Annotated in this window: 14 protein-coding genes; 10 read left to right on the top strand and 4 right to left on the bottom strand. The window is 45.6% G+C overall.

All coding sequences use genetic code 11. From position 1 onward, the window contains the following. Positions 1-157: 157 nt before the first annotated feature. The 3 genes from QUB35_RS08565 to recN all read right to left on the bottom strand — a co-directional run bounded on the left by QUB35_RS08565 (position 158) and on the right by recN (position 7,006). Positions 158-706, bottom strand: coding sequence for an inorganic pyrophosphatase (locus QUB35_RS08565; RefSeq protein WP_333101576.1), 549 nt, complete (start codon positions 704-706; stop codon positions 158-160). Between the two features lie 744 nt (positions 707-1,450). After that, on the bottom strand, positions 1,451-4,651 hold the full coding sequence (locus tag QUB35_RS08560; protein WP_333141171.1) for a GAF domain-containing protein: 3,201 nt from the start codon (positions 4,649-4,651) through the stop codon (positions 1,451-1,453). Between the two features lie 600 nt (positions 4,652-5,251). Next, on the bottom strand, positions 5,252-7,006 hold the full coding sequence (gene recN / locus QUB35_RS08555) for a DNA repair protein RecN (RefSeq protein ID WP_333141328.1): 1,755 nt from the start codon (positions 7,004-7,006) through the stop codon (positions 5,252-5,254). Positions 7,007-7,291: 285 nt separating this feature from the next. Here recN and QUB35_RS08550 point away from each other — a divergent pair, with 285 nt between their 5' ends. Further along, positions 7,292-8,623, top strand: coding sequence for a TAXI family TRAP transporter solute-binding subunit (locus tag QUB35_RS08550; RefSeq protein WP_333141169.1), 1,332 nt, complete (start codon positions 7,292-7,294; stop codon positions 8,621-8,623). Between the two features lie 225 nt (positions 8,624-8,848). Here QUB35_RS08550 and ruvB read toward each other — a convergent pair whose 3' ends face one another. Continuing rightward, positions 8,849-9,937: a Holliday junction branch migration DNA helicase RuvB gene (ruvB, locus tag QUB35_RS08545; RefSeq protein WP_333141167.1), complete on the bottom strand. Its 1,089-nt coding sequence runs from the start codon at positions 9,935-9,937 to the stop codon at positions 8,849-8,851. Positions 9,938-10,008: 71 nt separating this feature from the next. On the opposite strand from ruvB, the gene QUB35_RS08540 reads away from it, so the two are divergent. From QUB35_RS08540 to QUB35_RS08500, 9 genes are all read left to right on the top strand, one after another. Further along, positions 10,009-10,548, top strand: a complete 540-nt coding sequence (locus QUB35_RS08540) for a hypothetical protein (protein WP_333141165.1) — start codon at positions 10,009-10,011, stop codon at positions 10,546-10,548. 181 nt (positions 10,549-10,729) lie between these two features. Beyond that, the gene (locus tag QUB35_RS08535) at positions 10,730-11,581 is read left to right on the top strand and encodes an ABC transporter permease (RefSeq protein WP_333310443.1); all 852 of its coding nucleotides are present in this window, start codon (positions 10,730-10,732) and stop codon (positions 11,579-11,581) included. A gap of 175 nt (positions 11,582-11,756) precedes the next feature. Then, positions 11,757-13,169, top strand: a complete 1,413-nt coding sequence (locus tag QUB35_RS08530; RefSeq protein WP_333141163.1) for an ABC transporter ATP-binding protein — start codon at positions 11,757-11,759, stop codon at positions 13,167-13,169. A gap of 361 nt (positions 13,170-13,530) precedes the next feature. Beyond that, a complete protein-coding gene (locus QUB35_RS08525; RefSeq protein WP_333141161.1) occupies positions 13,531-15,030 on the top strand; it encodes a methyltransferase in 1,500 nt (499 codons plus the stop codon). A gap of 42 nt (positions 15,031-15,072) precedes the next feature. Next, positions 15,073-20,421, top strand: a complete 5,349-nt coding sequence (locus QUB35_RS08520; RefSeq protein WP_333141159.1) for a glycosyltransferase — start codon at positions 15,073-15,075, stop codon at positions 20,419-20,421. Continuing rightward, a complete protein-coding gene (locus tag QUB35_RS08515; RefSeq protein ID WP_333141157.1) occupies positions 20,378-21,391 on the top strand; it encodes a class I SAM-dependent methyltransferase in 1,014 nt (337 codons plus the stop codon). Before QUB35_RS08520 ends, QUB35_RS08515 begins: the two co-directional genes overlap by 44 nt. Further along, entirely contained in the window at positions 21,382-22,098 is a 717-nt protein-coding gene (locus tag QUB35_RS08510; protein ID WP_333141155.1) for a class I SAM-dependent methyltransferase, read from the top strand. The genes QUB35_RS08515 and QUB35_RS08510 overlap by 10 nt, the downstream gene beginning before the upstream one ends. A gap of 222 nt (positions 22,099-22,320) precedes the next feature. Beyond that, entirely contained in the window at positions 22,321-23,601 is a 1,281-nt protein-coding gene (locus QUB35_RS08505; RefSeq protein ID WP_333101594.1) for a glycosyltransferase family 4 protein, read from the top strand. 116 nt (positions 23,602-23,717) lie between these two features. After that, the gene (locus tag QUB35_RS08500) at positions 23,718-24,302 is read left to right on the top strand and encodes a DUF1802 family protein (RefSeq protein WP_333141153.1); all 585 of its coding nucleotides are present in this window, start codon (positions 23,718-23,720) and stop codon (positions 24,300-24,302) included. The last annotated feature ends 124 nt before the right edge of the window (positions 24,303-24,426 follow it).

The following is a 24,426-nucleotide window of genomic DNA, read 5'->3' as shown; positions in this document are numbered from 1 at the left end:
TCTCTTGCCCTAGAACCGATTAAACCTAGTGTAGTTGACAAAAGTGCAATAATCGGAAATGTTCGGGCTACAGCAAAAAAAATTCTGTCAAAGAGCAACTGCCTTTAAGAGCCAGCGATCGCGCACTGCGGAAGATGCCCCTGAGTTAAGCTTGAATTTAATTTTGGATTTGCTTGTAAATTGACTGCACTACGTCGAGCAGGCTCAAGACTTGCTGCCATTCGGGGGCATCGGGGTTGTAGCTTTTGGCGCGCTGAGCTTTCAAACTGTGGTGCAAGAGGGAAAGCAGCGCCTCTGGAGACTCTAAAGAATTGTCATCTTCATCTGCTGGGGTTTGGGCTGCATTTTCTTCGATATCTTCTTTAATTTTTTGTGCTCTATCGGCGAGGGCTAAAGATCGGCCTGCCAGGTTTTCCGGCATTTTGGGCTGTTCGGACAAAGACGCGCTGGTTAGTTCTACCAATAGTTGACAGACTCGATCGACCCATTCGTGATCGTTTACTGAAAAGGAACCAGATTTGAACACTTGCCCGTCAGGTCTTTGCTGAATGCTTTGTACCTTCTGGATCAGAGGGATAGCCTTAACAGTGATATTTTCCGGGATTCTGGGGATATCTGACAGGGAGCTCCGAGCAATCTCCAGCAATAGTTGGTAAACCTGATCTACCCACTCAACATCTCCCGATTGCGAATTCCAATTATTCATAACTGACGCTAGTGGTTTTCTATATGTAAGACTAGAACATTGACTATCTGCGAACGAAGCTCTTTTTACGAGCTGCTAACGCTATTAAGACTTACGCAGGCGGGGTGAGAAACCCGGTTTTTGAGCGGATGTTTCGTCACCTTTCTCCAAGATTTTTCTCAGAAACCGGGTAACGCTGCCGCCAGTCATAACTATTTTTAAGCGCTTCAAATAATAGAAGTGCTAAGTTTGTTGCGGTAGGTAGTGCGATCGAAACACCTAGGGCGAAACCCCCGGCATCTCGCTTGCAAATTCAAATCCGGTTATTTGACATACTCACGCCCGTTCTCTTCAGCGGTGATTCTTGACAGTTCATCGGGTCTTGCTACCGGAGTAGTCTTACAGTCCCTCCCTGTCCGTTTAAAGTCTCCCAATGCCCTATGGCGACTTTTACTCTTGCCGGACGGGTTAGAGTCAACCATTGCCCTTCTAGCTGTCTTTAAGTTTGCTCTCATCGTAGCTGTTTCAACGTGTCTTGAGCCTAAAGATCCTTTGAGTATTCAGCATTTTAATACAAAGCCGTCCTAAAACGACAGGGTTTTAAACCCATCTTCCTGATAACCATAATACCTGTTGGAGCTTATTTACAATTACCTCAATAGGATATTCAGGTTAATTGGTGGTGGGATGGGAGGCGCACCCCCGATCGCGATCGCCCCCACCCGGAACCCTGACGCCACCGCCAGCATTTGCTGTGGGCTACTGCTATTTTTCTGTGAGATTCCACACACCATCCCAGTTGAGTACGTCTGAAAAACTATGCTGAAATAACATACAGCGATCGACGTGCAATTTAGCTGCCTTGTTTTTCGGGTCAACTTCCAGAACGGCGTTAAATTCGCGTTTGGCGTCTGTAAAAGCTTGCTTGGCTTTTGGTTCTAAGGCTTTCTTAAACTCGCTCAGCAGTTTTTTCACCCGATCGAGTCCCAGGTTTTCAAATTCCTCATCTAACATTTCTGCAACTGTCTCGCAGGCCCGACTTTTAATTTTCGCCTGCAATAGCTGCCTGATCTCTCCTGGTTTCAGCCGCTTGATTTGAGGATTTGATGGTTCTAAGATGTCTGCTTCCAAGAGCTTTTTGACTTCGCCTTCTTGCAAGTATTTAATATCGTCTGCTGATAGGGGCTTGATTTTTGCTTGCAGCAGCACTTTGGCTTCGTCTTCCGAGAGGTTTTTGATGCCTTCCAATTTCAGCAGTTGGATTTCTGGCTGCAACAGTACGATGAGTTTGTCTGCTTCGGACAGGTTTTTCGGGTCGTACTCTGACAGCTTTTTCAGTTGATATAACAGGTTCTTGAGTTCGTGTTCCAACTGTTGCTCTAGATTGTAGGAGAGTTTCTTAATCTCTGCCTCCGGCATTTCGGCGACATCCTTTAAGATGTTTTTCACTTCACTTTCTGAGAGTCTTTGGCTGACTGGAGTTTTGTAATGTTCGCGCCCCTTCGTGTAATGTTCTATAATTTGTTGCTGTGTTTCGGTTAGTGACTTGCCCACTGGCGAGTATCCCTCGCGGATGCCAATGAGTTCGTAAACGATTACGGGTTCGCTTTTGCCTTTGACAGTAATAAAGTCGAGTTCTCGCACGTAGAGCCGATCGGCATAATCTCTGTAAGTATTGTCGCTGATGATCAAGTCGGTGCCGTACTGCTTGCTAGCGCCTTCTAAGCGAGAGGCGAGGTTTACGCCGTCTCCGATCGAAGTCAATTCCATGCGTTTGCTACTACCGATGTTGCCGCTGACAACTTCGTCGGAATGCACGCCCATACCAATGCCGATCGGCAATTCCCCATTCGCCATACGCTCTTGATTAAACTCTGCCAGTTTTTCGCGCATTTTCACTGCCGTTTGCATGGCGCACCAAGCATGATCCTCTAGGGGCGCTGGAGAGCCAAAAACGGCCATCAGAGCATCGCCGATGTATTTGTCGAGAGTCCCTCCGTACTCAAATACGACATCTACCATCACTTCAAAATATTTATTCAGCATCACTACCACTTCTTCGGCTTGCAATTTTTCCGTAAGTGTGGTATAGCTGCGAATGTCTGAGAACAGCACCGAAACGTTTTTGCGCTTACCGCCCAATCCAGTATCCCCTGAAGCTAACAAAGCTTCGGCTACTTCGGGAGTCATGTAACGGTACATCAAGTTTTTGATTTGCTTGGCGCTGCTAATATCTTCCATGACGACTAACGCGCCGTTGACCTTGTTGGGGTCGGTAGCGTCAGTCATTGAATTAATCGAGAGATTGATACTCTGCCCTTCTCCTTCCAAGGAGAGTAAAACTTGATCGGGGTAATACTGCTGGCGGTCGTTATCGTCTTCGGGAGACAAAGACGCATCAAACCATTTGGCAAAATCGCCTTTTTCTAACTTAATTAACTCGCGCAAAGATTGACCTTCGGCTAATTCGGCATCGCTGACACCCAGCAAATTTTTGGCACTGGGATTGGTCGCTACTATATTGCCTTTTTTATCTGTAGAAATCACGCCGTTAGTCAAGGCGTGCAGCATATCTTTTTGTCTTTGTTCTTGCTGTTTGACTTCTGCAAACAGTTTGGCGTTTTGCAGCGCCACTCCGGCTTGGATGTTAAACGACTTCATAAATTCCATGTCGTTGCGATTGAAACTCGCTTTCCACTGTTCGGGGGCGTGAGGCCAATCTTCCGGGTTGTAGGGGGGGTATTCTTCTTGTGGTCGTTTTTTATTAACTAATTGGGTGACGCCAATCAATTTTTTGTCTGAGTTAAACACTGGCATACAAAGCATACTGCAAGTGCGGTAGCCAGTTTGTTTGTCTATTTTTTTTGCATTTTCTGCGCGGGGGTCGTCGTATACGTCAAAGGGAATCAACAGCGGTTCGCCGGATTGGGCGACGATGCCTGCAAAACCGGCTGTTCTGGGCATGCGAATTTCTTGAAGTTGACCTGTTGTGATCAGGATTTTCGTCCAGAGTTCGTCTTTATCTTCATCGATTAGCCACAGGGTGCTGCGATCGGCGTTCATGAGTTCTTGGGCCTGATCCATCACCCTTTTGAGGGTATCTTCTAAGTCTAAACTGCTCTGAGAAAGAGCGTTGACGGCATTCATTAGCGCCGTGGCTGCCCGCTGTCTCTGAGTTGCTGCCAAGAAAGATTTGGACGATTCGAGAATTAAGCGTATCGAGGGAGCAAATTCTTTAAAAACTCGTTCGTCTTCTTCCGTGAATCCACTCTTGTCGATTTGTTCGTGAATAGTAGTGTGATTGTGGTGATCCGGTTTAAGTTTATTAATCAGTTGAACAACTGCTACTAACTCGTTTGTTTCTTCCTTTACCAGGGGCATTGCCAGCATTGTATAAGTGCGGTATCCCGTTTTTTCCTCAATTTTTTTGGCGTTAGCCGATCGCGGGTCCTTGTAAAAATCGTAAGGGATGTTAACCACTTTTTTCTCGGTGGCTACTTCTCCTGCAATACCCATGTGGGCAGGAACTCTGATTTCTAGATTTTTGCCATTTTCGTCTTTAGCGACGATCGCCCAGAGTTCATTCTTTTCGTCGTCTAATAAAAATATCGTGGTGCGATCGGCATTGAGCAATTCCCCTGTTTTGAGGGTAATCGACTGCAACATATCGTTGAGGATAGCGTCAAATCCCTCACTCCCAAGGATGTTATCGAGCATTCCGAGGGTGTCATTAACAACCTTAAGTTTTTCTTCTACTTCCTTAACTACTACTGTGAAACTTTGCTGGTTTAACGGGGCCAGAATGCTGGAAAAGTTTCCGTCGTAGGGGATAATTGCAATGCTGCTAGAGGGAGGGGGAGGGGGAGGGGGAGAGTAGCGTTCCTGATGATGATTTTCACCGCCGACAACAGCGACATCAATCACGTTGTCTAGAGAAGAGTAATTGGTGGAAGATGCAGATTTCATAGACCTTTACAGAATCTTAAGCGTAAGGGTTAGTCTCTAAGCTAGGAGAGCGGGCAAGTTCATTAGTGAGTCACCTGTCGCACAAAACTCAATTATGTGTGAAAGTATTTCCCAGTTTACAGAACTCCGGCCACAGGGCAAGGCCAATTCAGTTGGGATTGCTGGTGAACTGCTGGTGCGACGGTAAGGCTGCTGTGTCATTGCTGCACTCTTTTGAAAGAATGCGAATCCTGTTTAAATGGTTTATTAACTGATTTTGACATTGTGCGTGCCTGGTTTAAGTAAGTTCTACCTATCTTTGAGCCGATCGCCCACCGTAACATGAATGCGTACTGGCGGGAGGACTGATGAAAGAGGGGTGGCCTGGTGGGACTAGCCGCAATTGTGACACTACCTGTTGCTAGTGATGTGTGCCCTTCTCTACACAATTGTGGTTTTTAACTAGAATTTCTCTCTATTTTGCTGTTCTTAGCTTTCAGCCCACTAAATTCACGGGGTTTTCAGCTTTTTTTTGTAAAATTTGCGGTTGACATTTTTAGTGTAACCTCCGACTCGGAAAAAACTCCGCCTTTTGGCCCCCCGATCGGCTCAAGTGTGTCGTCAGGGTTTTGCCAACTCAGTTTGGCGCAATCCAGCGGCTTCGACAAGCAGGGATTCCGCGAAGGCGATGGCTTCTGTTGCTGAGCGGCCACTGGCGAGTTGGGCCAGTTCTTCCCGCCGCTGGTCACTGTTGAGAGCGGCAACTCTGACTACTGTGCGTTCGACTGGTTCGGAGTCGGCAGCAGGTTCGCCGATACTTGGTTCTGCTTCGATCGTCTGTTTGTTGACGCGAAAATGAAAATCAGCCATCGCGGCGATCAGCGGCTGGTGGGTGACGCAGAGAACTTGGTGTTTGTCGGAAAGTTGGTAGAGTTTTTTGGCGATCGCCCCGGCGACTCTCCCGGAGACTCCGGCGTCGATTTCGTCAAAAATCAGTGTACCGGCGCTTTCTATTTGGGAAAAACAGGCTTTGATGGCCAGTAGAAAGCGGCTCATTTCTCCCCCGGAGGCGATCGCCCCCAGAGGTTGCAAAGGTTCGCCCGGGTTGGGGCTGAAACAAAAGGCGATTTGGTCGGCACCGGTAGCGGTTGGGGTACAAGGCGATATCTCGACTTGAAATTGCACTTTTTCCATTGCTAAGGGCTTAAGTTCTCCTACGAGGTGCGTTTCTAGTTTGAGGGCGGCTTCGCGTCGCAGGGTGGTGAGGTGGCTGCAAGCGTCTTTTAATTGCTCTAAAGCAGTCTGATATGCGAGTTCTAAGGCTTCCATTGACTCGCCTCCTTCTAAAAGTTCATTTAGTTCGTTTTGAATGCTTTGGTAGTAGGCGATCGCTTCTTTGAGCGGCCCGTATTTGCGACAAATTTGTTTGAGTTCGCGAATCCGATCTTCTACTTCTTCGAGTCTTTCGGGATCTGCTTCTAATTGTTCGCCGTAGCTGCTAATTTGCCGGCTGGCTTCTGTGGCTTGGGCTAAAGCATCGCTGACCATTTCTAGGATTGGTTGCAACTGCACATCGTAAACTGCCATGTCGCTTAAAATTACTTCGGCTTTGCTCAACAAGTCGGCGGCTGATGCGCTGTCGCCCTCGTTTTGGTAAAGGGCTTGGTGGACTTGGTAACTCTGCTGCTGCAATTCGACGACGTGGCCTAGCCGGATTGATTCGTGTTCTAGCTGTTCGAGTTCGTCGGCGTCTTCGATGTGGGCTTCGCCGAGTTCTCGGACTTGGTATTCTAACAAATCAAGTCTTTGCAGTCGCTGCTGTTCCGACTGACGCCTGCGTTTGAGGGCGGTTTTGGCGCTGTTGGCTCCCAGCCACGCGGAGGTGATGATCGATCGCGCTTCAGTGAGCTTTTTGCCGCCGTATAAATCGAGCCATTCTCGCTGGAGATTTTCTTGTCCGAGGTGGACGGTTTGGCCTTGGGCGGTAATTTCGACGAGCCGATCGCGCAGTTGATCCATTAACTGGCGGTTGACGAAAATTCCGTTCAAGCGCGATCGGCTACGCAGAGCACCGCTCGATGCGTTAATTTCCCGGCTGCAAACGACTAAATTTCCGTCTATGGGTTCGATTTCTTGCTCGCCCAGCCACAAAGCTGCGGCTTTGTCCAATTCAAAGGTAGCTTCCAATATTGCCCGCGCTGCTCCGGTGCGAATCGATCGGCGATCGACTTTCCCGCCCAACACTGCATCGATCGCATCTAGGATAATCGATTTACCGGCACCGGTTTCCCCCGTAAATACGTTCAAACTCGGGCCAAATTCTAGATCCAGGCAGTCAATTAGAGCAAAGTTTTCAATTCTGAGGGATATTAACATGGGGAATTGGGAATTGGGAATTGGGAATTGGGAATTAGGCATGGGGCCCTAAAAGCATCGGACAATTTTAGATTTTAGATTGTAGATTTTAGATTGAGTGGTAATCTTAATCTAAAATCCCCTATGGGAAATCTCCCCTCGGATGGGGCCTAAAAGCATCGGCCAAACACGGAATTGGGTATTGGCTCCTCCACTATCGGGCGCGTCTAATTTCCCGATTCCAATTTTCAGTTTTAACTAGAATACTTTTGATTTTGCCATTCTAACGATCGAGTCTCAACCTCTATGCAAAATAAATTTCTGCTTCCCGTTGCTCTATTAAGCGTTGTCCTGATTGGAGTTTTTGGCTGGGAGGTGCACCAAGACAACCAGCGAGTCCATGAATTAACCCTAGTGACGGGAACAAAGACAGGCTATTATTATCCTTTCGGACAAGCAATTGCTGAGGTAGTTATGCAACAAAATCCGCGCCTGCGGATTAAAGTTGTTGAGACTCAAGGCGCTGACGAAAATATGCGCCGGCTTCAGGCAAATGAGGCTCAGTTAGCTATTGCCCTGAACGATACGCCGGCAGTGCCTGAAGCGCGGGTAATTGCTTCTTTGTTTAAGGAAGTTTTTCATTTAATTGTTTCGGAAAAGTCGGGAATTAAAAGCGTTTCGGATTTAAAAGGAAAACATATTGCGCTGAGGGAGAAAGGCAGCGGTTCTTATAGTTCTTTTTGGTTGGTCAGCAAACATTACGGTTTGAAAGCAAGCGATTTTCAGTTTACTGCTGGCTCTTGGACTGAGGCTACTAAGTTGTTTGCTAGCGGCGAGGTTGATGCTATTTTTCGGGTGCAACCTCTGGGGAGCGATTTGGTTAGCGATTTGCTGAAAAATACGCGGGGCAAATTGGTGCCCATCGACCAAGCGGCGGCGATGAAAATTAAGTGGCCTTATCTGGAAGATCACTTGATTCCTAAGGGTACTTACAAGGCGGATCCCGCAGTACCAGATGTGGATTTGCCTAGCGTTGAGGTGCAGGCTACTCTGTTGGTTCGCGAGGATGTCGATCCGGTAATAGTTAAGGAAATTACGCGAATTTTGTTCGAGTACCGCCGCAATTTGGTAGCTACTAATTCTTTGGCGGCCATGATTAGTCAGCCGTCGGAAAGCGGCGGTTTGGCTTTGCCCGTACATGAGGGCGCTCAGGCTTATTACGATCGCGAAAAGCCGGATTTTTTTGCAGCAAATTCCGATGTTATCGGCTTGTCTTTTTCGTTTGTTACTCTTTTTGTTTCTTGGCTTTGGCAGTTGCGAGCGCGCTTTTTGCTGAAACAAAAAAATCGAGCTGACAAGTTTAATTTGATTATTCTAAATTTGATTCAAAGAAGCCGCCAAGCCGGAACTTTTGAGGAAATAGATCGGTTGCAAGAAGAGTTATTTGAGATTTTTAAGCAAGTTATGGCGGATTTGGATGAAGATAGAATTGATGCGGATTCTTTTCATTCTTTTACTTTTACTTGGGAAACCGCTCTAAAAATTGCGAGCGATCGAGAAAAAGTATTGCGTAATTCCTCGCTGGTTTCCCATGATTTAAAAGCTGATTTTACGGATGTCAAAAAGATGGAAAACTAATTTATATTAGCAGTCATTAGTTATTGGTTATTAGTTCATTCCTGGATGCAAAAAGTGGTTTCACCTACCGATAGCGGTAAGGTGCGCCGTGCCCACCCTACTTAATTTATAAGAAGAGTTATCAGCCATTAGTTATTAGTTATTTAGGAGTGGCTCCAATAATGAATGACCAATAACCAATGCCCATGCCCCATGCCCCATACCCCATGCCTCATGCCCCATTTTTTATTCAATAAAACCCAAGTGTTTTCTAGCAGCAAGAGTTACCATTCTCCCGCGATTTGTCCGCTGCAAAAATCCGATTTGCATTAAGTACGGTTCGTATACATCCTCAATGGTTTGAGTATCTTCTCCTGTAGAAGCTGCGAGGGTTTCTAAGCCCACTGGGCCGCCGTTAAAGTTCTCAATCATTGCTGTCAAAATCCGCCGATCAGTCCAATCTAAACCTAGCGGATCGACGTTGAATAATTCCAGGGCGAGTGAGGCAACTTCGGCATCAATTGGCTTTAAATTTTTGACTTCGCTGTAGTCTCTAACTCGCCGCAGCAAGCGGTTAGCGATCCGGGGGGTTCCGCGAGCTCGGCGGGCAATTTCTGTGGCTCCTTCTGGGGTGATTTGAGTGTCGAGAACTTGGGCGGTTCTTTGGACAATTAGACTAAGTTCGTCTATTTCGTAGTAGCGCAATCTTTGGATCAAGCCGAAACGATCGCGCAATGGAGATGTCAGCGATCCGACTTTTGTAGTTGCTCCTACTAAGGTAAACGGTTTCAGGGGTATGCTGCGGATTTTGGCGGTTTTTCCTTGACCGATCGTAATATCTAACCGACAGTCTTCCATCGCCGGATAGAGGATTTCTTCTGTAACTTTAGATAAGCGGTGAATTTCGTCGATAAACAGCACGTCGCCTGCTTTGAGGTTGATCAGCAATCCGACAATATCTCGCGGCTTTTCTAAGGCTGGGGCTGTGGTGATTTTGCATTCAACTTCCATTTCTGCTGCTAAAATTAGCGACATTGTGGTTTTTCCCAATCCTGGAGGCCCGTATAGTAACAAATGATCCATAGGTTCGCCGCGAGATTTGGCTGCTGCAATTGCGATCGCCAAAACTTCTCTTAAGTCTTTTTGCCCGATGTATTCAGCTAGCCGCTGGGGCCGGATTTTGTCGTCTTGTTTGCTGTTGATTTCGTCGGGTAGTTCTTGCGATTCTAGCAAAGATTCCGCCTGGGGTTTGGCGGCTTTTTTGCGACGGGCTGGGGCTATGTCTTCGGGTAGATTTGGGTCGGGGGGCTGTTGTTTGGAGGATATAATAGCCATATTTATCTGCGTTCGGGCAGCGGGAAGTGTTTACAATTGTTAGCAGAATCTTTACAATTATTGAGTTCGTTATGAGTATTCCATCTTCTTTATTAGCATCGGAAAGCATAACTTTTGAGGGGGCGATCGAGCTGACTCAATCTTTACTGTCGTTCATGGAGGCCGATCGACTCTTACAAGCCGACATCCAGCAAGCTGTTACATCTCTGGTGAAAACACAGAACGGTGCTAGGGGGTTTTTTGTCACCTATCTAACGGACGATGGACCGGAGGCAGATCACCCGTCACCCGGAGTAGTCGAGGCGCTGCGATCGGCTCCTGAGATCGTAGCAGAACTGCTGGTGAAAAATTTGGCGATGTCGGCGGCAATGGTTGTACATCATTCGCGCCAGCAAAAGGAGGAAATGGCGGCCGATTCTGCTAGAGTGCAGGAGCGATCGCGCAATTTAATTCAAATCCTGCAAATGCCAGCGTGTCAAACTATAGCGTCGCAAATGCTAGAAAGTTTGCAGAGTGGCAACGGCGAGTATGAAAAATTTTTCCGGCGGTGGGGCTACGATGACGAGCAAAAACTAGCGATCGGTTCGGCAGTGCGGGGTGCGATCGGCTAAAATAACCTCCGAAGGAAGGGGAAAGAAGAAAGAAGGAAGAAGCCCAAGCCAGGGTGGCAGATCCTTGATCAAAGCGGCGGGGCTGTGGAATAATTGCGGTTTAGCAAAAGCTGCACAATTGTAGCTTGAGTTGATTTAGGTGTGAAGCTAGTGAACGAGGGCGAAAAAATTGCAGAGAACTGTGAAAGGAGTTGCCCAAAAGGCCCGAAGGCTGGGTGGCCGGCGGCCGACAAGTACGTCCCGGCGGTGGGCGAAGCTGAATCTGCTGGCAACCTTGGTGCGCCGGGACTTGGAATCTCAATACAAAGGCTCGATTCTGGGCAATTTGTGGCCGCTGCTGAATCAGCTATCGCAATTGGTGATTTACACATACGTATTTTCGATCGTCCTCAAGGTAAAGCTCAGCCTTGCAGGCTTCCCAGAAAACAGCGACATTACATTTGGAGTCTGGTTGTTTGCAGGTTTGCTGCCTTGGACTGCCTTCACCAGCGGTTTGATCAAGTCGGCAGTATCGGTGGTGGGGCAGCCGAATTTAGTAAAAAAAGTGGTATTTCCTCTCGGTTTGCTGCCCCTAGTGCCGATTTTTACAGCTTTTCTTGAAAGTTCTCTGGGTTTAGCAGCTTTGATTGTGATAGTAGCAGTGTCGTCGCAAAAGCTCAACGCTACTTTATGCTTGCTGCCGCTGGTGTGGATACCTCAGTTGCTGATAACTGCTGGTTTGGGATATTTGACAGCGGGCTTGACTGTATTTTTGCGAGACATTCCTCAGACATTAGGTGTTATTCTAAATTTTTGGTTTTATTTGACGCCGATCGTCTACCCAGCATCCATCATCCCCCAAGAGTGGCGAGCGTGGATATTTTGGCTGAATCCAATGGCCGCCATCTCGGAGGTTTATCGAGACCTCATACTGCTTGGAGAAGTTAAGCATTGGGGCGAATGGGGTGTCGCCACGCTAATTTCTGCTGCTATATTTTGTGGAGGTTTGGCGGTTTATCGGCGTTTGCGTCCCGCTTTTGCTGACGTGCTGTAAATATGTTTGAGATATACAGTCAATTCTTCAATCTAAAATCCCAATAAAGGTGTTTGTAGTGAGGAATGCAAGTCCTCATAAAAATCAGAGGACGATCGTACTCCCTACAAACCTATTTTTCGTTCGATCGGACATAATATCAATCTAAAATCTAAAATCTAAAATCTAAAATCGGATGACAGAAAATGTAATTTCACTAAAAAATGTTTCCAAATGCTTTAAGCGGTACGATCGTCCCGGAGACCGCTTAAAGGAAATTATTTACCCCAGCAAAAAACTTGCTGACGAATTTTGGGCCCTGCACGACATCAATCTGGAAATTCCTCAAGGACAAACTCTGGGAATCGTCGGTCGCAACGGTTCGGGAAAAAGCACTCTCCTGCAAATAATTGTGGGTACGCTGACTCCTACCACAGGAAGCGTCGAGGTTAAAGGGCGAGTCTCCGCTTTGTTGGAACTCGGAAGCGGGTTTAACCCGGAATTTACCGGGCGACAAAATGTGTTTTTTAACGCTCAGTTACTGGGATTCAATCAAAAAGAAACTGAAGAAAAGTTTGACGATATCGCTGCTTTTGCTGATATTGGCGATTTCATCGAACAGCCCGTCAAAACTTATTCTAGCGGTATGTTTGTCAGGCTAGCTTTTGCCGTTGCGACTAGCGTCGAGCCAGATATTTTGGTGGTAGACGAGGCGCTTTCGGTGGGCGACGAAGCTTTTCAACGCAAGTGTTTTGCCCGCTTGCAAAGCATTCAGGAAGGTGGCGGAACAATTTTATTTGTTTCTCACGCTGCTACTTCTGTGGTGCAACTTTGTACGTCCGCGATTTTAATGGATAGCGGTGAATTGCTGCTCGCTCACACGCCGAAGGTGGTAATTTCTAAGTATCAAAAGCTGATTTATGCCGATCCGGATCAGGTTCTGGGGTTGAAGTCAGATATTCGCACTCTGAACCAACTGACAAAACAGGAAAGTCAAGACCAGCTTCAGGATGCTAATTTAGAAAGCACAAAGAGGGAAGTTAAACCGGAGCAACATCTCTCTAAACCCAAGGAATATTACGATGAATTTTACGATCCGGGGATGATACCGTCGAATACGGTAAGGTATCCGTCTCGCGGAGCGGAAATTATCAACCCCCACATCGAGACGCTGAAGGGGAATGTGGTAAATCACTTGATCGGCCGTCAAGATTATATTTATACTTACTCTGTCACTTTCTCGCGGTCAACTTCCAAAGTTAGGTTTGGAATGTTGATTAAAACAATTAGCGGTTTTGAGTTGGCGGGTGCTTCTTTGAAGGCTTCTACTCAGTCAGTTAGGTATGTGGAAGCGGGAACGACAATTGTAGTGAAGTTTCATTTTAAATGTTTGCTGAATCCCGGTGTTTATTTTCTGAATGCTGGGGTTGTGGGAACGGTAGATGGAGATTTAACTTATCTGGATCGCTGCGTTGATGTGGCGATGTTTAGAGTTCAGTCTTGTACTGAGTCCTGCGGTAACGGCATCGTTGACTTGCTGATCGAACCGTGTTTAACTGTTGTTAATGCTGATACTCTAGTGAAAGAGCAGTCAACAGAGGTTATCTAAAATTCTGTAAAAACAGTCAGGAACCTCAGCCTGAAGGCATGAGGCTTGAAAGAGAAATCTGACAAGCCGTTCTGACGGGCCTAAGTCTTAACTGACTACGTTTTTTGAGTCACGACACCGGGAGAATGCGTAGCTAGTTCCTTGCTCTGTCGCTGAAGGTTAAACAGTTCTAAGGTCACGCTTTACAGTGCTTTGGGCCTAACAAGCTCACTAAACAAAGGCGCGTGCTAACTTTACTCCTTCATGAGATTGAGGCAACCATACCTCACGCCTTGGGGCAACCATACCCCTCCACCCCACAAAAGTTTTAACTCAATGTAAAGCCGTCCTAAAAGGACGGGGTTTCTAACCCATATTTCTGATGAGCGAGATCAATTTAGATTTAGTAGAAAATCCCGTAATCAAAGCATTTATTCAAGATCAAGCTAAGTTTCCCGAAAATTTTAAACTGAATATCTGCGAAGACGATGAAATGTATTTGTTCAGCTTGAACAATGTCAAAGACGATCTCGATCAGGCTTTGGTGCGCTATTATGCGATCGGGCGCAGCGTCCTGGCTACGGTTAAACAAGTTGTGGAATGGCATTTTGGCAGTTTTGAAAATGTACCGTCTTTTCTAGATTTTGCCTGCGGTTACGGTCGATTTACGCGGTATTTGATTCAGGAAATGCCGCCGGAAAAAATTTGGGTTTCTGATATTTATGCTAACGCGGTCAAGTTTCAAAGTGAATATTTGGGCGTCAGCGGTATTGTCTCGACGGGAAAACCAGAAAATTATTTAATTGACCGAAAGTTTGACTGCATTCTGGCTAATTCTTTTTTCAGCCATATGCCGGAAAGAACTTTTACGAATTGGCTCCAAAATTTGTATGATTTGTTGACTCCTAGCGGCATTTTAATGTTCAGCGTTCACGATCAGTGTTTGCTGCCGTCTCACATAGAAATGCCTGCCAACGGTATTTTGTTTAGTCCCCAAAGCGAAAGTCAGTCTTTAGATAAGGAGGAATACGGCACAACTTATGTAACAGAAAAGTTTGTGAGAGAAATTGTTGAGGAAGTTAGCGGAGGCAAAGCTTTTGTTCACCGCCTCAAAAAAGGCATCTGCAGGTTTCAGGATTTGTATGTTGTCACAAATCAGCTAGTGAGAGATTTTTCGGAGTTGGAATTTAATCACCAGCCGGGAGGATATATTGATGTGGCTGCTTTTACGAGTAAAGGTAGTTTATATTTGGAAGGATGGGCGGCTGATGTGAATCTCGACGGGCGAATTGAGGAGGTGCAAGTGCTGGTAAACGGTGAGGTTGTGCAGAGGTGCGAGCCTTTTTACGATCGCCCGGATGTGGCTGCATATTTTCAAAAAGATGCGATTTTGCAATCGGGTTGGAACTGTTATGTACCCAAAAATACTGTGACGCCACAGGATGTGTTAATCGTCAAAGCAATCAATAACTACGGTGGGGAATGGATTCTGGAAACTTGCACTGTTAACTCCCTGATTAACCAAAAACAAGCCCAGTCTTTATTGGGTTCTAGTCAGACTAAACTCAAATTACTTGAGACTCAGTTAGAGTCGGCTAGGATAGAAGGGGAGCAAAGTCAAAGTAAGTTAATGATTACTCAAACGGAGTTGCAAGACACTCAAACTAAATTAGTTTCTGCTCAAAGGCAATTGGAGCAAACTCAAAATCAGTTAGTATCTGTGCAAACACAGTTGGAGAAAAAAGAAAATCAGCTAATTAATCTCAAGCAAGAACTAGAGCAAGCGAAGTGTCGGATTTTGGCAATGGAAACCAGCAAGTTTTGGAAGCTGAGAAGCGCGTGGTTTCAAGTCAGGCGATCCCTGGGCTTAGCGGGAGAGTAGCGAGTAAATTGGGTGTGGGAATTAGGGCGAGGGAGAGAAATTGTGAGTACAAATGACAGCAAACCGTCGGTTTTTATTGTTACCGGAATGCACCGTTCCGGTACGTCTTTAACAGCTTCTTTGTTTCAGAAAGTCGGGGTTGATATTGGCAAAAAGTTAGTGGGCCCCGCTGACGGAAATGTGAAAGGTCATTTCGAGAATGTTGATTTTGTGGAGTTTCACAAAAGTGTTTTGCGATCGCACGGTATTGATGAACTCGGATGTACGTTGGAAAAAACGATTCCGGTAGCACCAGAATACGTCGAAATCGCCAAAAGGGCGATCGACCAAAATCAACTTCCTCACAAACATTGGGGTTGGAAAGACCCGCGAACAGCCCTTTTTTGGGATTTTTGGCTGACTTTACTCCCCGAAGCTAATTTTATCTGTGTTTATCGATCGCCCTGGGAAGTAGTCGATTCCCTTTACCGCCGGGGAACCGATGTCAGCTTGCTGCAAAATCCCGAAAAGGCAGTAAAAATGTGGATTCACTACAATCAAAAAGTTTTAGAACTTTACGAACGTTTCCCCCATCGCTGTCTCCTAGCCAACGTTTACCCCATCGGCAACACTCCTGAACTTTTCCTCCATCAAGTCAACGAAAAATTTAATGTTAACTTAGGTGCGATACCGGGCGACAATTTTGAAGAATCTTTATTAGTCAACGATATTGTCAAAAGTCACAGACCTAGTTTAATAGAAAAATATTTTCCCGAAGCATTAGAACTCTATGAACTTTTGGAAACTCAAGCTGGCAATCTGAGCAGCGAATCGAAAGGTGCGATCGATCGAGTTATTAATTTCCCAGCATCTCCAGTCTGGCCATTTGAAGATTGGCTAAAAATCCGCTTGCTGGAAAAGCAGCAAAAAACTAGCTCTTCCGAACTCAAACAGTGGCAAGAACAATTTCACCAGGCCCAGGCGAAAGTGTTGGGATTAGAGACAGAATTAGGAGCAACTCAAGTACAGCTTGCAGGCAAAGAATCAAATTTTCAAGAAGCTTTAGCAAAACTCCTCGGATTAGAAACAGAATTAGGACAAACTCAGGTACAGCTTGCAGGCAAAGAATCGCACTTTCAAGAAGCTTTAACAAAAGTCTTAAAATTAGAAGCAGAATTAGGGCAAACTCAGGTACAGCTTGCAGGCAAAGAATCGCAATTTCAAGAAGCGTTAGCGAAACTCCTCGGATTAGAAACAGAATTAGGACAAACTCAGGTACAGCTTGCAGGCAAAGAAACGCAATTTCAAACAGCGTTAGCGAAAGTATTAGAATTAGAAGCAGAATTAGGGCAAACTCAGGTACAATTTGAAGAGACTGAATTTATATTGCAGCAGAAGTTAGCTGAGTTACTTCAGTTAGAAACAGCACAAAGTCAAAATCAGGAAAAATTAAAGGAAACTCAGGAAAAATTAGAACAGTACCGCCAGGAAAATGAAAATTTTCGGGCAGAACTTGCTATAATCAAGTATTCAATATGGTGGCAACTGAGAGAAAAGTTGTGGGAAGTTCAGCGCAAAATCCGCGACTGGTTCCCGAAATTTATTTTTTCGTTAGATCGACCCACTACTTGGCAAGTTTGTGATTCCAACCTGCTAATTGTCGGCTGGGTTTTTAACCAAAAAAGAGAGACTACAGCAGTCCGCGCCAGAATTAAAGACCAGAGTTTCCCAGGCGTTTACGGCATAGATAGAAGTGATATAGCGCTAGCACACTCTAATATTCCGGCGGCGCAGAAATCAGGTTTTACAATTCAATTGGAAGCGCCTGCCGGACGGCACGAAGTGCTACTGGAAGCGCAAGACGAGCGAGGTAAATGGCATTTGTTGGCCGCTTATCCGTTGTTAGTTTCAACGATTCAAGCATCGTTAGATGTACCGGTGGTGTGGGAACAGCGTCAGGGTCAAATTTTGTTTGCAGGTTGGTGCTGCCACCACGATCGCAAAATTGCTAAATTAAGCTTATTGTGCGGTGATACTTCTGTAGAATGCGCCTACGGTTTACGGCGAAAAGATGTCGGCGAAGTGTTTCCCGACTGGGTTAACAGTTCGGAAAGCGGTTTTGAGGCCCTTGTCGATTTGCCGCCAGGGGAATGGCACGTTTCTCTGCAAGCTGAGTTAGAAACCGGGGAAATTTTGTCTTTTCAAGCGCCTAAAATATTGACAGTGCGGCGCTACCATATCTGGCAGCGAAGTGCTGATAAGTTTGAGGAGTTATCAAGGTTTACAGCGGCAATTCAGCAGCGGGCGAAGGAAAGAAAACAGCGTCTTGGTAGAATTTTGCCTCTGCCCTGGGAAATTGTGAAAGTGCTGCGCCAGTTGGGGAAGATTTATCGGCAGCAAAAACAGTTTAGTGCGCCTGGGGAATTACTGCCACCTGCGGGTTTTGTGGTGCCTCAACCCATTGATAGGTATGACGCTTGGCTGGAGGTGAATCAGTGGAACGATCGCGCGCGCGATTACTTGATTTCTCGGTTAAAATCCTGCCGGGAACCCCTGCCAAAAATTTCGGTAGTAATGCCAGTTTACAACCCGCAGATAGATTTTCTCGAAAGTGCGATCGACAGCGTAATCAATCAAGTTTATTCAAACTGGGAACTCTGCATTGCCGATGATTGCAGCACCGAATTTACTGTTGCTGAAAATTTGAAAAGCTGGGCCCAAAAGGACGATCGTATCCGCATCACATTTCGTACAGAAAACGGCAACATCAGTGCCGCAACCAACAGCGCCGCCGCCCTCGCAACAGGCGACATCATCCTGTTTTTAGACAACGACGACGAACTAACTCCCGACGCATTAGGCGAAGTCGCCTTATATTTTGCCTCGCATCCAGCCACCGATTTTCTCTATTCCGACGACGACAAAATCGACACTAAAGGTCGCAGATTCGCCCCGCAATTCAAACCGGAATGGTCGCCGGAACTGCTGCTTTCCTATATGTACCTCGGTCATTTGTGCGCCGTGAGAAGACACATTTTTGAACAAATAGGCGGTTTGCGGATAGGTTTTGAAGGCTCGCAAGATTACGATTTTGCCTTGAGAGCCACCGAAATTTCTCGCCACGTCGCGCACCTGCCGCTAGTGCTGTATCACTGGCGAACCGCACCCGGTTCTACAGCCATATCTGGGGCAGCAAAACCCGCCAGTTTTGCCGCAGGTCAAAAAGCCATTCAAGACGCACTAAACCGCCGAAAAATTAACGGCAATGTCGCTCAGCACGCATGGGCGATTAAAGAAAATCTGGGCATATTTGCCCAGGATTTCCCGGATAACGGCCCATCAGTAACGGTAATTATTCCTACTAAAAATCAGCTAAAATTGCTGAAAGCCTGTCTGGATTCTCTAGAAACTACAACCTACAAAAATTATCAAGTTGCCGTCATCGATAACGAAAGCGACGACCCTAAAACTCTGGAATATCTAAAGCAATTAAATTGCCAAGTTTTGCATATAAAAAATCCTGGGGGCAAGTTTAGTTTTGCAGCAATTAACAACCGCGCTGTCGAACAAGTTGATAGCGAATATGTGTTGTTTTTGAACAACGATACTGAAGTAATTAACCCTCGCTGGCTGAGTCAAATGGTGGGATATGCTCAAATTCCCGCAGTGGGTGCAGTCGGCGCGCGGCTTTTATATCCAGACGGCAGAATTCAGCACGCGGGCGTAATTCACGGGCTGCATCACGGTTTGGCGGGTCACGCTTTTAAGCTGATGAACAGTGAAAATCGAGGCTATCTTTCTCAAGCGATGGTAACGCGAAATTACTCTGCGGTAACAGCCGCTTGCACCATTACTCCGCGTCAATTGTTCTTAGAATTGGGCGGTTTTGATGAGGAGAATTTTGCTGTTGCTTACAATGATGCAGATTACGGATACCGACTGTTAGAACGGGGTTATCGGTGCGTATATTGTCCCGATGCGGAGTTGTTGCACAAAGAGGGAACTTCTAGGGGTTTTACCGACAATCCTCAAGAAGTGGCAGCTTTTAGGCGCAAGTATGCGGGCAAAAATGACAGTTTTTACAGTCCTCACTTGTCTTTAGAAGATGAGTATTTTCATATTCAACCTCGACGGGTTTTTATGAAGGAAGAAGAGAGAAGGAAGAAGGAAGAAGGAAGAGGGAAGAAGGAAGAAGGTTATACATTGGAAGTTTCCGATTCTGGTTTGTTGGTAGCAGAAGCAGAGAATTTGATTCATCCTATCAGAGTTTTGATGTGCAGCAATTCGCTGGATTTTACGGGGGCGCCGCTGCATCAGTACGAAGTTGCAGTGAAATTAGCGGCTGAGGGTGTGATTAAGCCGATCGTACTTTGCGTAACAGACGGGCCCCTGCGTCAAGCTTACGAACAGCAGGGAATTGAAGTAATTGTGCGCGACAATCCTCTCGAACACATCTACCAGCGCGATGCTTATGATGAAGCCATCCGCAGTTTTAGCCAAGAAATTGCAAGTTTAAAAGTAGATGCAATTTATGCCAATACTTTAGAAAACTTTTTTGTAGTGGATGCCGCGTGGCAAATCGGAATTCCTGTGGTATGGAACGTGCACGAAAGCGAACCTTGGCAAACTTATTTTAACAGGTTTGGTTCGGAGATTGCGGCGAGAGCTTTAGAGTGTTTTCGCTTTCCTTACAAAGTGATTTTTGTGGCAGATGCAACGCGGGACAGGTATTTGCCTCTCAACAGCCACCACAATTTTACCGTGATTCACAACGGCTTAGATTTGAGCAAACTGGAAAATTCGGAGAACTCTGAATTGGCTAGAAAAACTTTAGGTGTTGCAGCGGAAGATGTGGTAATTCTGCTGCTGGGAACGGTATGCGAACGCAAAGGACAGCAGGATTTAGTTAAGGCACTTTCTCTTTTGCCTGACAAATGGCACAATAAAATTAGGTGTTTTATTGTGGGCGATAGACCGAGTATTTACAGCAATAAATTAGCCGAGTTGGTGGGGGAATTGCCAGCCGAGTTGCGGCTAAGGGTGACAGTAGTCCCGGAAACAGGGGAGACGGGAAAATATTACAAAGCCGCTGATATTTTTGTTTGCACTTCTCGCGTCGAAAGTTTTCCAAGAGTGATTTTGGAGGCGATGGCCTGCGATTTGCCAATTATTACAACGCCAGTTTTTGGGATTAAAGAACAAGTGCGACCTGGAATTAATGGTTTGTTTTACACGCCCGATCGCCCAGAAGAACTAGCGGCCTCACTGCATAGTTTATTGGAAGATAAATCTTTGCGCCAGCGGTTAGCAGAAAATGCTAAATATGTGTTAGAGTCTTTGAATAGTTTTGCAGAAATGACTCAAGCTTATGGTCAAATTTTTAGAGAAGGTTATTTTACTATTAAAAAGTAATCGTTCAAGATTCAATGGTAAAAAAGTATGGCGTCAAATTTCCAGCATCACGGAAGAGAACACATCCAATGAATTAACAGCTAAAAATTACTGGGAGACTAACCCAACAGCCGCAATTGGGAAGCAGGGTTACTGGTTGTCTAATCCGATTATCGAAAAAACTATCAACCATCGGCTGTCAGGTGGTAATACTCAAGGTTACTGGCTAACCTGGTTAGTCAAAAAATATTTAAAAAATCGACGGTTCGATCGTCTTTTGTCGATTGGTTGCGGTGTGGGAAATCACGAGATTCTCATGGCTAAATTAGGATTAGCAACTCAAATTGATGCCTTTGACTTTTCCGAAAATTCTTTAGAAATTGCTAGACAAGATGCCGCCGCAGCGGGAGTAGAGATTAATTTTTATCAAGATGACTTTAATTTGTTTGCGGTTGATGATAATAAAAAATACGATGTAGTTTTTTGCTCTGGTTCGCTGCATCACGTCAAAGAACTAGAACGATGTCTATCAATTGTTCAGAAATGTTTAAAACCCGATGGATATTTTATTGTCAATGAATACATAGGAGATTGCTACAATATATATAATCAAGCTCAAGTGGATGTGATTAATCGCATTTACAAATGTTTTCCCGACACGCTAAGGTCGGGAACAACTGAAAAATTTTCTAGTCCAAGTATTGAGAAAGTATTGGCGAGAGACCCTTCAGAAGCAGTCCGGTCAAAGCTGATACTTCCGTTTTTAGAATTCTACTTTGATGTGGAAGTCTTGAATCTAGCCGGTGGGGGGTTACTTCACGAACTTTACCCTTTTTTAGATCACGCTCGACTTTCAGACGGAGAACCAAAGAGTGAAACGATCGTCAGGTTATTGCTGGAGATTGAACAAATCTTAATGGATCAGCCGGGAGGACTATCAAGCGACTTTTGTTTGTGTATTCTGAGACAGAAAAAAAAACAATGGAAATAATACCGCCTAAAGTAGATTATGAAACGGCGTGGGACAGTTACGCCCAACAGTGGCAAAAAAGTAATACCGAACTTGCCCATATTGGCGACGAATGGATAGGGAAAGCGGCCGGTGCCGCTAACTCCCTAGCAGAATATGAATCCTTGATAGAACAGCAATTTATTGCACCGTACATCAAAAAAGAACATAGGGTTTTAGAAATTGGTATCGGTGGCGGAAAAACAGGTTCGCTGTTGCTGAAATATTGCGATCGACTAATTTGTGCCGACATTTCCAGTCAAATGCTGCAAGCCGCCCGATCGCGCTTGGGAGACGATCGCGTTTCTTACGTCAAACTCGACGGTTTAACATTAGACGGCATCGCTCCAGGTTCAGCCGATGTCTGCTTTTGTTACGATACAATGGTACACGTAGAGCCAGTAGATATATTCAACTACCTGACTCGAATTCCCAAACTGCTGCGGGGCGATCGAATTTGCGTCTTTCACCACGGGAATATTCTCAGCGAATTAGGGTGGCAAAAATTCGCCAGCGAGTGGGACAAAAACCTGCTGGGACGCAGAGACGGCACAGCATTTTCAGTTATGACTGATACAATCATGGAAAAATTTCTCCATCATTTAAACTATGAAATTATCCTGAAAAATACATCTTCAGTACCGCGAGATTGTGTCTGGATCTGCAAAGCACCAACCCCCAATCAATAAAACCAAAGCTTTTTAGCCGCCTCAAAATATTTTATTCCAACTAACAACAGACAACAGTCAATCGATTTTAGATTTTAGATTTTAGATTTTAGATTGTTATCAGTCAACAGTCAACAGTCAACAGTCAACAGTCAATCGATTTTAGATTTTAGATTGTTATCAGTCAACAGACAACAGTCAACAGTCAACAGTCAACAGTCAACAGTCAACAGTCAACAGACAATGAAAGCATTATTTCTCCATCCCAACTTCCCCGCCCAATACCGCCACATTATCACGGCTTTAGGCGCAGATCCCAAAAATCAAATTGTTTTCGGCACTAAAAACGAGCGCCCAGAGTGGAACATTCCCGGCGTGCGGAAAGCAGCATTTACCCCCAGCCGGGAACCCCACGCGCAGACTCACCAATACGTCCGCCCTTTAGAAAGTGCCGTCATCTACGGACAAGCCGTATTTAGAATGGCAGAACAACTCAAAGCAGACGGTTTCGTACCCGATATTATCTGCGGACATTCCGGTTGGGGGCCGACATTATTTGTCAAAGAAGCTTTTCCAAATACACCGCTTTTGTGCTATTTCGAGTGGTTTTATCATGCTATTGGTTCCGACGCAGATTTCGACCCAGCGGAACCTTTAACAGTTGACGATATGGCCAGAATTAGAATCAAAAATGCGCCGATTTTGATCGATTTATACTCTTGCGATTGGGGTTTATCACCAACTTATTGGCAGCGATCGCAATTTCCGCCCGAATTACAACAAAAATTATCCACACTCCACGACGGCGTAGATACCGATTACTTCAAACCCGACCCCGGTGCTAAACTAATTTTGCCTAACTTAGACTTGTCTGGCGTTGATGAAATTGTCACCTACGTATCGCGGGGAATGGAACCTTACCGAGGTTTTCCCGAATTTATTGAGTCGATCGCCTATGTACAAGAACGCCGCCCCAACTGTCACGTCGTAATCGTTGGTTCCGAAAGAGTTTGTTATGGGCGTTCTTTACCCAACGGCGAGTCTTACAAAGACTATATGCTCAAAAAAGTACCCCTAGATTTGTCGCGAGTTCACTTTGTCGGGCCCCTACCTTACGGGCTTTATCTAAAAGTAATTCAAGCATCGGACGTACACGTTTATTTGACCAGACCTTTTGTGCTATCTTGGTCTATGATTGAATCTCTATCAACCGGATGTTTAGTAATCGGTTCCGACACAGGGCCAGTCAGAGAAGTTATCCGCGACGGAGAAAACGGTTTGCTAGTCGATTACTTCTCACCGAAACAAGTAGCCGATCGCATTGATGAAGTTTTAGACCATCCTACCCGCATGGCCGACATTCGCATCAAAGCCCGTCAAACCGCCCTAGAACGCTACAGTTTAGCTAAAATGCTGCCGCAACATCTACAACTGATCGAGCAAGTAGCAAATCGTTCCATGCCGCCTACAGTTGGTATGGAACCAGAACGCGAATTAGCAGCATCTTTTGCAGTGAGAATTTAGCAATAAAGGGTAGTCCTGCATAGTCAGGACTACGCCAATTTTAACAGGAAAAAGTGGCTGTACTTGCTTGAAAGTACCGATTTTTGTTACTATTGTTAAAACCCAACTAAATTCCCATGAAATCAACTACTAGGGCGCTGAAAGAATGGAATGTAGCAGTTAATGCTTTGGAACAAGGTCAAACGATTGTGCTGTTGCGGAAGGGGGGAATTCGCGAGCAAGCAGGACAGTTCAATGTCACTGACAAACAGGTTTTGCTGTATCCAACTTTTGAACACCAACAGCCGGATTTATTAAAGCCGGAGTTTGCACATCAAGTCAATACTGTCGAATCTGGTTGGCATCCTGAAGTTGTTAGAATTGGCAGTTGGGCGGAGATTACCGATGTTTTTTTGGTAGCTTGGGAACCGGCAATTACTGCGCTATTTCCGTACCATATTTGGAATGAAAATTTTGTCAGCGATCGCCTGAAATGGAAACAAAATCAGCCAATTTATATTTTATTGCTGCGGGCTTATCGCCTTGCAGAAATCCGCGAAATTCCCTACATTCCTGAATACGGCGGTTGCCGTTCTTGGATCGATTTGGCCGATGCTATTTCGCTGGAGGGAAGCCAAGCTGTTTTGAGCGATCGAGAGTACATTGAACGCTCAAATGAAATCCGCAATCTGATAGCAAATCCTGCGAATGCTTCTGGTTAGCAGATAGTGACAACTCTGACGAAAGGTAGCCAGGATTTTAGTCCTCATTAGGATCGCGAATTAAATAACTTACAATTTTAATTGTTATTGTGGGATGGGCGTCCCGCCCGTCCTTTTTGGACGG

It is taken from the genome of Microcoleus sp. B13-B6, assembly GCF_036705405.1.
In the GTDB taxonomy this organism is placed as follows: Bacteria; Cyanobacteriota; Cyanobacteriia; order Cyanobacteriales; family Microcoleaceae; genus Microcoleus.
Note: the sequence above shows the minus strand (reverse complement) of the source record. Positions and strands in the feature narration are given on the sequence as shown.

Coding starts and splice junctions, on each gene's coding strand:
- QUB35_RS08565 (WP_333101576.1), bottom strand. CDS start 706: ATGAATAATTGGAATTCGCAATCGGGAGATGTTGAGTGGGTAGATCAG.
- QUB35_RS08560 (WP_333141171.1), bottom strand. CDS start 4,651: ATGAAATCTGCATCTTCCACCAATTACTCTTCTCTAGACAACGTGATT.
- recN (WP_333141328.1), bottom strand. CDS start 7,006: ATGTTAATATCCCTCAGAATTGAAAACTTTGCTCTAATTGACTGCCTG.
- QUB35_RS08550 (WP_333141169.1), top strand. CDS start 7,292: ATGCAAAATAAATTTCTGCTTCCCGTTGCTCTATTAAGCGTTGTCCTG.
- ruvB (WP_333141167.1), bottom strand. CDS start 9,937: ATGGCTATTATATCCTCCAAACAACAGCCCCCCGACCCAAATCTACCC.
- QUB35_RS08540 (WP_333141165.1), top strand. CDS start 10,009: ATGAGTATTCCATCTTCTTTATTAGCATCGGAAAGCATAACTTTTGAG.
- QUB35_RS08530 (WP_333141163.1), top strand. CDS start 11,757: ATGACAGAAAATGTAATTTCACTAAAAAATGTTTCCAAATGCTTTAAG.
- QUB35_RS08525 (WP_333141161.1), top strand. CDS start 13,531: ATGAGCGAGATCAATTTAGATTTAGTAGAAAATCCCGTAATCAAAGCA.
- QUB35_RS08515 (WP_333141157.1), top strand. CDS start 20,378: ATGGTCAAATTTTTAGAGAAGGTTATTTTACTATTAAAAAGTAATCGT.
- QUB35_RS08510 (WP_333141155.1), top strand. CDS start 21,382: ATGGAAATAATACCGCCTAAAGTAGATTATGAAACGGCGTGGGACAGT.
- QUB35_RS08505 (WP_333101594.1), top strand. CDS start 22,321: ATGAAAGCATTATTTCTCCATCCCAACTTCCCCGCCCAATACCGCCAC.
- QUB35_RS08500 (WP_333141153.1), top strand. CDS start 23,718: ATGAAATCAACTACTAGGGCGCTGAAAGAATGGAATGTAGCAGTTAAT.